Origin of the sequence: Cytobacillus firmus (assembly GCF_023657595.1) — a bacterium.
In the GTDB taxonomy this organism is placed as follows: domain Bacteria; phylum Bacillota; class Bacilli; order Bacillales; family Cytobacillaceae; genus Cytobacillus; species Cytobacillus firmus_B.
Window position 1 is genome coordinate 2,035,041 of record NZ_CP098323.1, and the last position, 15,243, is coordinate 2,050,283.

The following is a 15,243-nucleotide window of genomic DNA, read 5'->3' on the forward strand; positions in this document are numbered from 1 at the left end:
TATGAAAAAGAAAAACAGTGTGTTTCTCATCATCACCATACCCGCTTTCCTTCTTTTCGTTATTTTCCACAGTTTTCCCGCATTGCAGGGGATTTTTTACAGCTTTACAGATTGGAAAGGGTATGGAGATTGGAATTTCGTTGGGTTAAAAAATTACTTAAACGTTTTTAAAGATGAACGGGCAGGGGATGCCTACTTATTTACTTTTAAATTTGCCATTGTTGCGACCATTTTGGTCAATATCATAAGCCTTCTTGTGGCCATTGGGCTTAATTCCAAGATAAAGTTTCACAAAACGCTTCGGGCAATCTACTTCCTGCCTTACATTCTGAGTATCTTGATTGTTGGCTTTATCTTTAATTTTATTTTTGCTCATTTCCTGCCGCAGATTGGCGATGTATTCGGATGGGAATTTTTGACCCGCAATATTCTTGGAAACCCGGACCTTGCCTGGATTGGAATTGTCATTGTAGCCGTTTGGCAGGCTGTGTCCTTTAATACGATACTGTATCTTGCAGGGCTTGTGACAATCTCAGAGGATTTATATGAAGCAGCAAGCATTGATGGTGCCGGTGTCTGGACAAAGTTCTGGAAAATTACGTTTCCTCTCATCGCGCCATTTTTCACCATTAATATGGTTCTCTCATTGAAAAACTTCCTTATGGTCTTTGATCAGATTGTTGCCTTGACTGGAGGAGGCCCGGGAAAGTCGACCGAATCCATTTCCCTGCTAATTTACAGAGGAGGATTTGAAGGCGGCGAGTTTGCCTATCAATCAGCCAATGCGGTCATATACTTCATCGTCATCATCGTCTTTTCTGTTATTCAGCTGAAATTTTTAAATAAAAGAGAGGTGGAAAACTAATGAATCGCAAAAAAACGAGCTGGCTTGTGACCACTCTATTAATCTTAGGTTCATTGCTCATTCTTTTTCCACTGTATTTAACTATTACCATTGCGTTTAAAACACCGCCTGAAATGGCAGGCAATTTACTGGCTCTTCCTAAGTCATGGTCATTTGACAACTTTACACAGGCCATTGAAATGACTAATTTCTTTAATGCATTTAAAAACAGTGCATTTGTTACGGTATTTGTAGTCATTTTTACAGTGTTAACGAACTCGCTTGTTTCATATGCCATCGCCAGAAACCTTCATAAGAAGTTTTATAAGTTCCTATACTTCTATTTTTTAAGTGCGATGTTTATTCCTTTTCCAATCATCATGCTGCCGCTTGTCAAACAGACCAGTGCATGGGGAATGGATAACCTGGTTGGATTAATCATTTTGTATATCGTTTTCAACCTTTCTTTCAATGTGTTTATCTATATTGGCTACATCCGTGCCATTCCGGTTGAATTGGAAGAAGCGGCTATCATGGACGGAGCAACCACATGGGGTGTTTTCTGGAAAGTCATTTTCCCTCTTCTGGCACCAATGAATGCAACCGTAGCAATCATTACGAGCCTTGGTGCATGGAATGACTTTATGCTTCCGCTTGTCCTGCTCAGCGACCGGGAAATGGCCACACTTCCGCTGGTCCAGTACATTTTCCAGGGCCAATTCAGCACAGATTATAATCTTGCATTTGCCTCCTATTTAATGGCACTTGCGCCAATGATTATTGTGTACATCTTTGCTCAAAAATGGATCATAAGCGGTGTAATGAAGGGTTCAATAAAATAAAGATGAAATTATCCTTTGATCGGAGTTGTAAAAATTGAACAAAACATGGTGGAAAGAAAGCGTTATTTATCAAATCTACCCAAGAAGCTTCAATGATTCAAATGGGGACGGAATTGGCGATATCAACGGAATCACTGAAAAGATTCCATACTTAGCCGAATTGGGGATCGATGTCATCTGGCTATCCCCCGTTTACAAATCTCCTAATGATGATAATGGCTATGACATCTCAGATTACCGTAATATTATGGATGAGTTCGGAACTATGGAAGACTTTGACGGGATGCTTGCAAAGGCCCATGAACACGGTATCAAAATCATGATGGACCTCGTTGTCAACCATTCAAGCGATGAACACCAGTGGTTCAAGGAATCACGAAAATCTAAAGATAATCCGTATCGGGATTATTATATCTGGAAAAAGACGGACAATGGCGAGCCTCCTACTAACTGGGGAGCAGCGTTTGGCGGAAGCGTGTGGGAATATGATGAACAAACCGGCGAATATTACCTGCATCTGTTCAGTAAAAAGCAGCCTGACTTGAACTGGGAAAATCCTGTTCTGCGAAATGAAGTGTATGAAATGATGCGTTTCTGGCTGGATAAAGGTATTGATGGTTTCCGCATGGATGTAGTCAACTTCATTTCAAAAGATACGAGCTTTCCTCAGGGGAAGATCCGGGAAGGTCACAAATATGGGGACGGCAGCGAGTATTATATGAACGGTCCAAGAATTCATGAGTTCCTGCAGGAAATGAACAAGGAAGCCCTTAGCCCGTATGATACCATCACGGTTGGCGAGATGCCTGGTGTAACAGTTGATGAAGGCAAACTCTACACCGGCCGGGACAGAAATGAATTAAATATGGTATTCCATTTTGAACATGTGGGCCTAGGAGATGGACAATACGGCAAATGGGACCCCCGCCCCTGGAAATTGACTGATTTGAAAGAGATCTTCAACAAGTGGCAAAAGGGCCTTGAAGAAGATGGCTGGAACAGTCTGTACTGGAGCAACCATGACCAGCCTCGCGCCATCTCCAGATGGGGCAATGATTCAGAAGAATACCGTGTAACTTCTGGTAAGATGATTGCTGTTTGCCTTCATATGTTGCAGGGGACGCCTTATATTTACCAGGGCGAGGAAATCGGCATGACAAATGTTAAGTTCAATGATATCAATGATTACCGTGATATCGAAACCTTGAATGCCTACCGTGATCTTACACCGGATTCCTTAACACATGATGAGATTTTTAAGGGCATTCATGAGAGAGGCAGGGATAATGCGAGAACGCCTGTTCAGTGGGATGCCAGCCCGAATGCGGGCTTTACAGACGGAACACCTTGGATCAATGTGAACCCGAATTACGAGAAGATTAATGCAGAAGCAGTTTTAAAAGACGAAGACTCGATCTTCCATTTTTATAAGAAGCTCATTCAGCTTAGAAAGCAAAATGAAGTGATTGTATATGGAACATTCGATTTAATAATGGAAGAGGATGAGCAGATCTTTGCTTTTACAAGGACTCTTGGTGATGACCAGCTGCTTGTGATCTGCAACTTCAGTGATGGAACACCGGACTTTAAGCTGCCGGGACATGTCCTTTATTCGTCTAAGGAACTTCTGATATCCAACTTGTCTGCAGATGAAGATGAAGAAATTGATATCCTGACACTCAAGCCATATGAAGCTAGAGTGTATCGTTTGAAAAAATAAAGACTGGGCCTGTTTAGGGCCCTTTTTTACGAAGATTTGATGATAATGAGGTGGCCCTGTGAGTAAAAAATGGTGGAAAGAAGCAGTTGTATATCAAATTTACTGGAGAAGCTTTTTTGATTCCGATGGTGATGGGTATGGTGATTTAAGAGGGGTTATAAAAAAGCTTGATTATATTAAGAATCTTGGCGTTGATGTGATTTGGCTGAATCCCTTTTACCAATCACCAGACAGGGATAATGGCTATGACATTTCAGATTATTATGGGATTATGGAAAAAGCCGGTGACATGGCAGCTTTCGATGAGCTGATCCATGAAATACATCAGCGCGGTATGAAGGTCATTATGGATCTGGTTGTAAACCATACTTCTGACCAGCATCCCTGGTTCGTGGAATCACGCTCCTCCAAAAATAATCCGAAGAGAGATTGGTATATTTGGAAGGATCCAAAGGATGGCAGGGAGCCAAATAATTGGCGCTCCTATTTTGCTCCATCCTGCTGGGAATGGGACAAAGCATCAGGACAATATTATTATCATTCCTTTGCAGTCGAGCAGCCGGATCTTAATTGGGAAAATCCTGAACTGCGACAGGAAATCTACAAAATGATGCGCTTCTGGCTGGATAAAGGGATTGACGGGTTTCGAATGGATGTGATTAATCTATTGGCAAAAAGAGAAGATTTATCAGATGCAGGGAACCCTTATGATATAAGCTATCTTGCCAATAATCCGGGTATCCATGACTATCTTCAGGAAATGCATCAAGAAGTCCTTCAGCATTATGATGTGATGACTGTCGGTGAGATCCCGTTTGTTTCACCGGAAGAGGGACTGCTCTATGTGGATGAAAGCAGAAATGAACTGAACACTCTGTTCCATTTTCAGGTGGCAGATGAAATGCCGGTATGGGATATGCTGAGATTCAAGGAAATCCAAACAAGCTGGCATGAAGGCCTTAAGAAAAAAGGGTGGAATTCGCAATTCCTTAACAACCATGATCACACAAGACAGGTTACCCGCTATGGAAATGATGGCCAGTACCGTATTCAGTCTGCGAAGCTTTTGGCAGCTATGATTCATACCTTGCCTGGAACTCCTTATATCTATCAGGGCGAAGAAATCGGCATGACAGGTGTGAGATTTGATTCCATTGAAGACTATAATGACATTGCTATGAAAAATAAATATCATGAAGAAGTTTCAAAAGGGCGTGACCCTCAGGAGGTTTTTGATAGCTTATTGCTTTTGAGCCGCGATAATTCCAGGACACCGATGCAGTGGAACGCAAGCAGCCAGGCAGGCTTTACTGCTGGTGAACCATGGATCAAAGTGAATCCGAATTATAAGGAAATCAATGTCGAATCAGCTCTGAATGATACAGACTCCGTATATTATTTTTATCAAAAGCTGATTGAATTAAGAAAACAAAACGAGGTAATGGTTTACGGGGATTATAAGGATCTATTGCCAGATGATGAACACCTATATGTATATACACGTTCCTATAATGATGTAACCTGGCTGATAGTTTTAAACCATGATGACGAGCAGCAGAGATTTACCTTTAATGGATTCACAAACCGGAAGCTGATTCTTTCTAATTATAGAAGTGACTTTGAAAAAAATGAAGAAGTCCTGCATCCCCATGAAGCGAGAATTTATAAGATAAATTAATGGTAAAAGCAGAGGACCCGTGCGGTTCTCTTTTTTCATTGCGAAAACGTCTATGAAAGTAATTCAGAAAGTTCCACCTCAATACCAGTAACATCAGGCAAACCACAGAACATTCATTACTTTCTCCCTAACCCTCCCTATGCTATCATTAACAAATAGTCTATTCTGGGAGGATTCGTCTTTGAAAAAGGACTTACTTGAAAAAGCATCAGAATTTATAAAAATGTATTATGGTGAACAGAATAAAAGTCCTGCTGAGCTAAACAGCAGGTTAAGGGAAATCGAATACTCCATTAAAAAGCAAGGGTTTTATGAACATACTTTAGAAGAATTGGAATTTGGTGCAAAAGCAGCCTGGCGAAATAGCAATCGCTGCATCGGCAGGCTGTTCTGGGATCAGCTGAATGTTTTGGACAAGCGGAATGTGAAACAAGCGGATGAAGTATTTTCTGCTCTTTTTGAACATATACAATTTGCCACTAACAAGGGCAGACTGCGTCCGGCCATCACCATTTTCTCTCCGGACACTTCCGAACAGGGAATTAGAATTTGGAATCATCAGCTAATCCGGTATGCTGGGTATGAGACAGAGGAAGGCATCCTTGGCGATCCTCACTCCATCGCATTTACAAAGCAATGCATGAAATTGGGCTGGGAGCCGAAGTACGGCAAATTTGATGTGCTGCCATTAGTTATACAAATGAACAATCAGCCGCCCCAATTAAGGGAAATACCGGAAGAGCTGATTCTTGAAATAGAGATTGAGCATCCAGAGTATAATTGGTTCTGTGATCTCGGTTTGAAATGGTACGCAGTCCCGATGATCTCGGATATGAAACTGGAAATTGGGGGCATCTCCTATAATGCAGCCCCATTCAATGGCTGGTATATGGGTACTGAAATTGGTGCGCGGAACCTGGCAGACGATTTTCGTTATGATATGCTCCCTCAAATTGCCTCATTAATGGGGCTTGATACCAGGTCGAATTCTTCGCTATGGAAGGATCGGGCTCTGGTGGAATTAAATGCAGCCGTACTGCATTCCTTTAAAAAAGAAGGGGTTAGCATAGTAGACCATCATACTGCTGCACAGCAATTCAAGAAATTTGAAGAAAACGAAAAGAACCAGGGAAGGGACCTGACCGGTGACTGGACCTGGCTGATTCCGCCCGTTTCCCCTGCTGCTGCACATATTTTTCATAAGCAGTATAATAATGAAGTGAAAACCCCTAATTACTTTTATCAAGATACTCCTTATCAAAAATGAAAGCCGGCATTCAAAAATGCCGGCTTTCTTCATTTGTTAATTCATCTCTCCATCACTGGTTCTTCGGTCCGTTTTCTCTGGAGGAATCTTAGATAGCTGGTCCATAGGCTCCATCATAGATTCAAGAAGACTCCCTTTAACTCTTTTTTCTTCATTAATATTTTTCGACTGAACATTTTCGCGGTTGTCCATTATTTCACCTCAATTTATATTTTCACATAGAGTTTACTTTCAGCTTTGTGATTATTCCAAAAACCGAAAAGTCATAGGTTAAATTCCCTCTCAATGGAAATAATGAAATCTAAAAGATCTTTTGGAGAAGACTAATGACCAATATATTATTAATTGCAACACTTGCAATGATTTCCTTATTATATATTTTTTTATTATTTATGCTTGTTATCGGCTGGCGCTGGATCATGAAGCGGGCAGTGAAGCAGGCAGGAAAAATTATTATGACAGACAGCTATCAGGAAAACCTCATTGAGCTGATTCCCGGCTTTAAGCATATGGGCATTCAAAATGCGCTTGAAAATAACCTGCGGGCCGAAACAGGTGATGTCCTGCACCGCCCCTTTGGCTCATCGAAAAAATGGCCGCATTTTGAAGAAATTACGTTTATCCCTGCACAAACATCACCTTTCCCCATTGACGGCGAGGAAGATGTTGATGTGAAAGTGACAATTGGTCCAAGAGCGAAAAAGCCGATGAAAATCAAAATTCCACTGATGATTAGTGGAATGGCCTATGGAATCGCTTTAAGTGAGCAAGTCAAAATTGCATTGGCCACAGCTGCCAAGAATACAGGAACAGCCATCAATTCCGGTGAAGGCGGAATACTGCCTGAAGAGCTTGAAAGTGCGGGGAAGTACATTCTTCAGTTCTCCAAGACGGAGTGGGGTAAGGAAGAAAAGACTATTAAAAGGGCGGACATGATTGAACTTAAGCTGGGTCAGGGAGCTACACTGGGTATGGGCGGGAACATCTCCCCTGAAAATTTAACCGGTCGTGCAAGGGAAGTCATGGGGTTAAAGGAAAACGAAACTGCCCATATAATGGAACATTTTTTTGAAAAACAGACATTGAAGGATTTAAAAGAGCTGGTGGATGAGCTGCGTAAAATGTCCGGAGGTGTCCCGATCGGCGCAAAAATAGGGGCAGGCGGAAAGATCGAAGATGATATTGATCATTTAATCGAAATCGGTGTGGATTTTATCGCTGTTGATGGGGGACAAGGGGCTTCTGTCGGTGCACCTCCCTTATTGGCAGACGATTTTGGAATACCAACCCTGCATGCTATCACCCGTGCCTCAAACCATCTTGAAAAAAGAAAAAAGAAGGGGGATATAAGCTTAATTGTTTCTGGAGGTCTTTTTACACCAGGACACTTTTTAAAAGTCCTGGCGCTTGGAGCGGATGCGGTTTATCTGGGATCTGTAATGCTGTTTACTGTTTCTCATAAACAAACATTGAATGCTCTTCCTTTTGAACCGCCAACACAGGCTGTCTGGAACCAGGGGAAATTCAAAGATGTATTTAAAACGGAGGATGGGGCTAAGTCGGCGGAAAAGTTCTTGACCGCGAGCACCGAGGAAATCAAAATGGCTTTAAGAGCCATGGGGAAAAAGTCATTAAAAGAATTATCTAAGAAAGATCTTGTGTCTTATGATGAACTCACCGCGAAAATGATCGGAATCCCATTTTCCTTTGAACCATGGGAGGACAAATCTAAGAAGGTATAAAAAGCCTGGCACTTGTTAGCCAGGCCCTTTTTTTATTTATTCATCAATATCTTTCTTTACCTTTGATTTTTTCTGAGGCTCGAACCGATGGGGATTTTGCGTTCTTAAATACACAGGCCTCAAAGGCTGAAACGGGAATCTTATAAATGAATCTTTCAAGTCCCGATATCTGGGAGGATAAAACGGCTCCATAAAGGGTCTGCCAAGAGATGTGAGCCTGATCATATGAGTTAACAAAATACATGAACAGAACAGCACACCTACAAATCCCCATAAATTTGCGAATAATAAAAACGGAAATCTTAGAAATCGGATGGTATTATTCATCTTATATACAGGTGTAGTAAAAGCGGCAAGAGCAGCAAGGGCGATAAAGATTAACAGGACATTACTTGTCAGACCTGCCTGTACAGACGCAGTCCCAATAACAATCCCCCCTACGATACCGATTGTCTGACCAACTTTCGTAGGCAATCTGGCTCCAGCCTCTCTTAAAAGCTCTATTACCAGTTCAAGCATTAACGCTTCATAGAAAGGAGGCAAAGGAATATGCTGCCTTGAAGTTACCAATGTTCCTAATAAATCGGTGGGGACAAGCTCCATATGATAAGTAAGCGTTGCAACATAAATAGACGTGATCTGTATGGAAAAAATAACAGAAAAAGCCCGCAATATTCTGGCAAAAGAAGCGATAGTCCAATTTAAAAAATAATCTTCAAAGGAACTGAAGAATTCAGAAAACGTTGTAGGGGTAATCAGTACATGCGGTGACCCATCTACGGCTATCACTATTTTTCCTTCAGCAAGGACAGCGGCTGCCCTGTCCGGTCTTTCTGTATCCAGCAGCTGAGGAAATGGGGAGTTCTTATTATCTGAAATGAGCTGTCCAATGTAAGAACTGTCAGTGATTTCGTCAAAATCTATATTTTCGATTCTTTCTTTTACCATGCTGACATTATCTGTATTCGTAATTCCCTCAATATAGAGAACAGCCACTACGGTTCTGGATATGCTTCCGATTATATATTCCTCTATGATCAGTTCAGAGATGGGCAGCCGTTTGCGGATTAAATTCAAATTATTCTCCAGAGACTCAACAAAGGCCTCTTTTGCTCCAATAACCGTTTGCTCAACTTCCGGATGTGTGATTTCCCTGACATATGAACATTTAGCAGCCATAAAAGCCGCTTTTTGCTTCTCGGTTTCTGATGTAACCATCACATAGCCCTTCAAAAGCATATGTTCTGCTTTTGAAAGATCTTCGCATATTTGTATGCTTGCAGATGGCAAAAGTTTTTTTAAATCATCAATTTTGCTGAACTCACCAAGAAGAAGCTGAGGGAGCAAACTTTTTGTGAGCATTTTTTGGTCAATCAGTGTTTTGAAATAAGTAAAAGAAAAGCAGAGGCTAGTTTGTCTGTTGCTATAATGTACTTTTTGAAAATCATGAGACCGTGAAAGCGACTTTTCCAGCTGGTCAAGTTCAATCTCTGACACAGGTCTCTTCTTTTTTAACTCTTTTTTCATTCTGTAATCACCAATTTTTTCGGCATTAAGTGTAGTGTTTCCGTTTTTGGAAGGATTATGAATGAATAGTGGGAATAGCTAAAAAAAGCCTCCCTCAGAATGGGGCAGGCCTGAAATTATACCGGTTCTTCTTCCGGGTGTTTAAAGCAGGATGAAACCAGATTTTCAAGATTCTCAAATTCTTTGGCATCCAAAAATGCTATGCACCTGCTCAAAGATTGGAGTGCGCTATCAATGAGAAATTTTCTTGGCTTTTTCGAATGAATCATTTCTTCCTGGATAAAGTCCAGAAGATCCATGCAATCGTTCTGTTCTTCCTGCTTGATGGATTTCTTCAAAATCAATATGGATTTGCAGAGAATATGCACATTTCGATAATCGGTCTGCTTAAATCTATTTTCAATCAGTTCAGGCTTCAGCAGGTATTCATCGGCAGAACTGACCTCTTCAACGATCTTCCTGATTCTCTCGACACTATAACGGACTACTGGATTAATGCTGGAAGAGAATTCAAAGAATTTTGTATAGTATTTTACGTTATGATGGAGGATGCCAAGGAACATTATGGCACAGTCCAGTAAATATGGTTTCTTGTCCTCACCAAAGATTTCAATAAACCGGCTGAAAATCCAATTCACCATTCTAAGCTGGCCTTCCTTAATAAACTGCTTGAGCTCAGGGTCATTTGACACAAGTACTTCTTCAAAAAGGGCAACCAGCTTATTGGTCCGATTCATATTCATTTGTAATTCGATCTGCTGTGTGAATACTTCTAAGCTGCTTGGGTCCTGGCCAATAAGAAGTTTATTGCGTTCTGATTCCATTTTTTCATGCAATGTTTTAAAAATGGAGATAAGAAGCTCGTTTTTTGAAGAAAAATAATTATAGAAGGTGCCTTTAGAAATCCCGCTGTAATCTAAAATATCCTGAATGGATGTAGCCTGAAAACCTTTATCCAGGAATAATTGATGTGCTTTTTTTATAACATGCATTTTCCTGTTATTCATCTATAATCACCTGTCATTTTATTTGAACTATGTGTATAACTTAATAGTACCTCATTGTATTAATTTACACAAACCCTCTATTTTACAAGGATTTTTTTGTTGCAAAAGTTGAACTCATAGTATATTATATGATTTGTGTGTAACGAGAGTATAAAAGAATGAACTGATTGTACAGGAGGAAAGATAATGGAACAAGCAATAAACAATAAAACAGACCGGCCGCCTTATGGGATTCTTGCTGTTTTAATGATTGGGGCATTTATTGCCTTTTTGAATAATACATTATTAAATATTGCCCTGCCATCTATCATGGCAGATTTAGAAATAGAAGCGGCAACAGTGCAGTGGCTGACTACCGGCTTTATGCTGGTTAATGGTATCTTGATCCCGGCTACTGCCTTTTTAATTGAAAAATATACAGTCCGCAGGCTATTTATTGTGGCAATGGGACTATTTACAATCGGTACGCTTGTAGCGGGTATTGCTCACGTATTCCCGGTTTTGCTGGCAGGCAGAATGCTGCAGGCTTCAGGGTCGGCTATTATGATGCCGCTTTTGATGAATGTAATGCTGATCAGCTTCCCGGTTGAAAAACGCGGAGCAGCCATGGGTGTATTTGGTCTGATCTTAATGTTTGCCCCTGCAATTGGGCCAACTCTCTCAGGATGGATTATTGAACATTATGATTGGAGAATGTTATTCCACTTCCTTTCACCAATTGCAGGTGTCATTTTAGTTCTTGGAGCCGTCATGCTGAAAGACAAAAAGGAAAAAGTGAATATCCGTCTGGATATGTTTTCTCTTGTCCTTTCAAGTATAGGGTTTGGCGGAATACTTTACGGATTCAGTTCTGCAGGGAACAAGGGCTGGGACAGCCCTCATGTGTATTTAACAATTGCAGTGGGAGTCATAAGTTTGATTTGGTTTATTTTAAAACAAACCAAATCAGAACGTCCGATGCTTAATTTTGGTGTTTATAAGTACCCGATGTTTGCATTATCTTCAGCTATCAGCATGACGGTAAATATGGCACTGTTCTCAGGAATGATTCTGATTCCGATTTATGTTCAGACATTAAGGGGGATTTCACCGCTGGATGCGGGATTGATGATGCTTCCAGGTGCCCTTGTTATGGCTGTGATGTCGCCATTAACTGGAAAGCTGTTCGATAAAATCGGGGGCCGGATTTTGGCGATCATTGGGTTAGCCATTACAGTAGGAACTACGTATGTATTCAGCAGGCTGACTCTGGAAACAACCTATACTCAACTGATTATACTCAACTCAATCAGGATGTTCGGGATGTCCATGGTCATGATGCCAGTTTCAACAAATGGCCTGAACCAGCTGCCTAGAAGATTATATCCGCATGGAACTGCAATGAACAACACACTGAACCAGGTGGCAGGTGCCATTGGCACAGCCTTATTGGTAACAGTTATGTCAACAAGAACGGAAACGCATGCTGCTGAAATTGCGAAAGAAGCAATGAAAGGCGGGGCTATGGCTAATGGCGGCCAGATGACTGAAGCTGCTGTGGCGGAAATGCAGCAGCAGGTTCTAATGAAAGCCATGCTTGAGGGAATCAACGATGCTTTCTTCGTAGCAACCTTTATAGCTGCTGCTGCACTTGTTCTGGCTTTCTTCATTAAACGCGCAACACCAATGGAGGACTCGGTTGAAGAGCCTAAGCAGGAGAATATGGTGCCTAAATTGGCTAAGAATTAATCGGAAAGGGAAATCAAGGATTTCCCTTTTTTTTATGCGCAGGAAATGAATATGAAACATAATTGGCCCGTCGTGCGTCTAAATTGGTATGCAAAGATTGTTTTACTAAAATGCTGATTTGGAAGTTGAACATTTGTCGATTAGGGGTATAAATCATTTCTTATTTTCCGTTTCAGATTTGGAGAGGTCGATACAATTTTATAAAAATGTATTTAATGCAAAGCTGCTGGTAAAAGGCAAAACGACTGCATATTTTGAATTGGCGGGAATTTGGATTGCCCTGAATGAAGAACGGAACATACCAAGGAATGAAATTGCCCATTCGTATACTCATGTTGCTTTTAAAGTCGATGACTCAGATTTTGAAAATATGTGCAATAAACTTGAAAAGCTGAAAGTTCATATCCTGCCTGGTCGTGCGAGAGACATGAGAGATAAGAAATCGATATATTTTACTGATCCGGATGGACATAAATTTGAATTTCATACAGGAACATTAAGGGATAGATTGGAATACTACAGATCTGAAAAAGGACATATGGAGTTTTTTGGTTAAAAAAAGCCTGCAATGCTATTTGAGCATTTGCAGGCTTTCTTTCTTATTATCTATTTTTTCCTACTAATTTAATTGATTGATGTCCGCTGTGAGGGTGAGGAGAAAACAAAATATGATCCAGATACAGAGCTTCCAGCTTTCGGTCACTTAAATTAAACAATCTGTGATTATGCTGGAATTTAGAAAGTGATAATAATTTGCTGATTAACGTTTCTCTGTTTAATGGCATGTAATGAACCCTCCCTTATTGTTAGTTTTATTTTAATTCATATTTATCCGATTAGTCAAGTAGGAATTAAAGTTTGTCTGTTAATTATGAACAATTTGCACTTTGACTGCTCTGATCCCAAAACCATATTGATAAAAAGATCACTTAAACAAAGTTAATAGCACAGGCTACCTGTCCTCAAGGTTAATAAAGTAGTATAAATATCTAATAAGGATGTGAGCATTAATGGAATTTTGTGAGTATTGCGGCTACCACACTGATTTTTGCAGATGCGGTACTGGAAATAATATGAGCTTGGTTAAGTACCTTTTCATGGGTATAGCCTAATAGGGAGAGAGTTTTTATCCAATTGTAATATCGCCCATCATGTTGCCAAAAAACGTCTTCAGCTTTCACCGTGTAGCAGAAATTTAGATCCGCTTCAGTTCACCATCAGCAAAAGATTCTTAAACGTAAAGGGATACATTTCCAACATGCAGACTGTTTGCCCATTCATGAAATGGTTTGCTCCAATGCGCTGAGGAATTGGGACAAATGCTTAACATAAAATTTACTCTTATGAATTTTCTGTCTATATTTGCTGATTCCTAAAAATAACATGCTAAAATAGGAAGAAGACGAATATTTAAAAAAGGGGGGTTAGTATGAACAATACGGCACTATTAATCAATAATCAATTGCTGGACTTGATTTTTGAAAGTACATACTATGGAATTGTGATTGTTGATGCAGATGGAATCATTCAATATATGAGCAATAATTATTGTGATTTTCTTGAAGTTCAAAGAGACGAAGTTATTGGCAAACATGCAACGGATGTTATTGAAAATACAAAAATGCATCTCGTTGCACAAACTGGTAAACAGGATTTTGCTGATTTACAATTTTTGCAAGGCGATTTTGTCATCGCCAACCGCATTCCGATTATCGAAAATAATGATATTGTCGGAGCAGTCGGTACGATAATATTTCGTGATTTGGATGAATGGAAGAAATTGAACAGTCATATTAAAGGGGTATTATCAGAGCTCAATTATTATCGAAGCGAATGGAATGAATCGAATGGATTAAGATATTCCCTTCATGATCTGATCGGGGAAACACCGGAGATTAAAGATCTGAAAGATAGAGTCATGCGCATTGCAAGAGGCGATATTTCTGTTCTTTTGAGGGGGGAGAGCGGTACAGGGAAGGAAATTGTTGCCCAAAGCATTCATCAGCTGAGTGAAAGGAGCGAGAAGCCTTTTGTTAAAGTAAACTGCGGCTCCATACCTGAACATTTATTGGAATCTGAGCTGTTCGGCTATGAGGATGGAGCATTTACAGGTGCAAGAAAAGGCGGAAAAATAGGTAAATTCCATTTGGCTGATGGAGGGACTATTTTTCTTGATGAAGTAGGGGACATGCCATTGCATATGCAGGTGAAACTATTAAGGGTTCTCCAGGAAAGAGAATTCGAGCCTATTGGGGCGCTTCAGCCTAAAAAAGTGAATGTGAGAGTGATTGCTGCTACAAATCGTCCGCTTGAAAAAATGATCAATGATCAATTATTCCGGGAAGACTTGTTTTACAGGATTAATGCGGTGCAGTTATTTATACCGCCTTTAAGGTCCAGAAGATCTGATTTGCCGATCTTGACCGAACACTTTTTGAGGAAAGCGACTAAGCGGATAGGCAAAAGGGTGACTGGAACAAGTCCTGAGGCAGCCGCTCTGATTAGACAATATGACTGGCCGGGAAATATCCGGGAATTAGAAAACGTTCTGGAAGCCAGTGTCCACTTAACTGACAGTGAATTGATTGGTGTTGAGGAACTTCCTGATTATCTAAAAGGCGGGAAAAAGAAACCAGAAGTGAAAAATCTAAAAGTTTTATTGGAAGAAACCGAAAAGAATGCAATCGAAGCCGCTCTAAAAAGGTACAGGTATGACAAAAATAAAGCTGCAGAATCATTGGGAATTGGCAATTCTACTATTTACGATAAAATAAAAAAATATAATATTTCTTTTTAATGCCAAAAATCCGGGAACTCGGAATCCAATCCGAAATCCCGGATTTTTGCGTTTTTCATTTTAGTTTTAATATTTGAGGACATGTATATGC

The 15,243-nt window shown here is 40.3% G+C and carries 13 protein-coding genes; 9 read left to right on the top strand and 4 right to left on the bottom strand.

Translation table 11 applies throughout. From position 1 onward, the window contains the following. Window position 1: 1 nt before the first annotated feature. The 5 genes from NAF01_RS10400 (at window position 2) to NAF01_RS10420 (ending at window position 6,351) form a co-directional block, all read left to right on the top strand. A complete protein-coding gene (locus NAF01_RS10400; RefSeq protein WP_250802238.1) occupies window positions 2–865 on the top strand; it encodes a carbohydrate ABC transporter permease in 864 nt (287 codons plus the stop codon). Continuing rightward, entirely contained in the window at window positions 865–1,686 is an 822-nt protein-coding gene (locus tag NAF01_RS10405) for a carbohydrate ABC transporter permease (protein WP_250802239.1), read from the top strand. Before NAF01_RS10400 ends, NAF01_RS10405 begins: the two co-directional genes overlap by 1 nt. A gap of 34 nt (window positions 1,687–1,720) precedes the next feature. After that, window positions 1,721–3,406 (top strand): glycoside hydrolase family 13 protein, encoded by a 1,686-nt coding sequence (locus tag NAF01_RS10410; RefSeq protein WP_250802240.1) that lies wholly within the window; start codon window positions 1,721–1,723, stop codon window positions 3,404–3,406. A 58-nt stretch (window positions 3,407–3,464) separates the two neighbouring features. Then, window positions 3,465–5,084 (top strand): glycoside hydrolase family 13 protein, encoded by a 1,620-nt coding sequence (locus NAF01_RS10415; protein ID WP_250802241.1) that lies wholly within the window; start codon window positions 3,465–3,467, stop codon window positions 5,082–5,084. A gap of 181 nt (window positions 5,085–5,265) precedes the next feature. Further along, complete coding sequence (locus tag NAF01_RS10420; protein ID WP_284709504.1) at window positions 5,266–6,351, top strand: nitric oxide synthase oxygenase; 1,086 nt, start codon at window positions 5,266–5,268, stop codon at window positions 6,349–6,351. Between the two features lie 36 nt (window positions 6,352–6,387). Here the strand turns inward: NAF01_RS10420 and NAF01_RS10425 are convergent, their stop codons facing one another. Then, a complete protein-coding gene (locus tag NAF01_RS10425) occupies window positions 6,388–6,543 on the bottom strand; it encodes a hypothetical protein (protein ID WP_250802242.1) in 156 nt (51 codons plus the stop codon). Window positions 6,544–6,677: 134 nt separating this feature from the next. Between NAF01_RS10425 and NAF01_RS10430 the strand changes: the two genes are divergently transcribed. Next, entirely contained in the window at window positions 6,678–8,093 is a 1,416-nt protein-coding gene (locus NAF01_RS10430; protein WP_250802243.1) for an FMN-binding glutamate synthase family protein, read from the top strand. A 36-nt stretch (window positions 8,094–8,129) separates the two neighbouring features. On the opposite strand, the gene NAF01_RS10435 is transcribed toward NAF01_RS10430, so the two are convergent. Further along, complete coding sequence (locus NAF01_RS10435; protein ID WP_250802244.1) at window positions 8,130–9,620, bottom strand: spore germination protein; 1,491 nt, start codon at window positions 9,618–9,620, stop codon at window positions 8,130–8,132. A 116-nt stretch (window positions 9,621–9,736) separates the two neighbouring features. Continuing rightward, the gene (locus NAF01_RS10440; protein ID WP_250802245.1) at window positions 9,737–10,627 is read right to left on the bottom strand and encodes a TetR/AcrR family transcriptional regulator; all 891 of its coding nucleotides are present in this window, start codon (window positions 10,625–10,627) and stop codon (window positions 9,737–9,739) included. A gap of 186 nt (window positions 10,628–10,813) precedes the next feature. Between NAF01_RS10440 and NAF01_RS10445 the strand changes: the two genes are divergently transcribed. Both NAF01_RS10445 and fosB read left to right on the top strand, forming a co-directional pair. Beyond that, entirely contained in the window at window positions 10,814–12,355 is a 1,542-nt protein-coding gene (locus NAF01_RS10445) for a DHA2 family efflux MFS transporter permease subunit (protein ID WP_163141339.1), read from the top strand. 133 nt (window positions 12,356–12,488) lie between these two features. Next, window positions 12,489–12,911: a metallothiol transferase FosB gene (gene fosB / locus NAF01_RS10450; protein ID WP_048008813.1), complete on the top strand. Its 423-nt coding sequence runs from the start codon at window positions 12,489–12,491 to the stop codon at window positions 12,909–12,911. Window positions 12,912–12,957: 46 nt separating this feature from the next. On the opposite strand, the gene NAF01_RS10455 is transcribed toward fosB, so the two are convergent. Further along, entirely contained in the window at window positions 12,958–13,140 is a 183-nt protein-coding gene (locus NAF01_RS10455) for a hypothetical protein (RefSeq protein WP_250802246.1), read from the bottom strand. Window positions 13,141–13,784: 644 nt separating this feature from the next. Between NAF01_RS10455 and NAF01_RS10460 the strand changes: the two genes are divergently transcribed. Continuing rightward, a complete protein-coding gene (locus tag NAF01_RS10460; protein WP_197215050.1) occupies window positions 13,785–15,152 on the top strand; it encodes a sigma-54 interaction domain-containing protein in 1,368 nt (455 codons plus the stop codon). The last annotated feature ends 91 nt before the right edge of the window (window positions 15,153–15,243 follow it).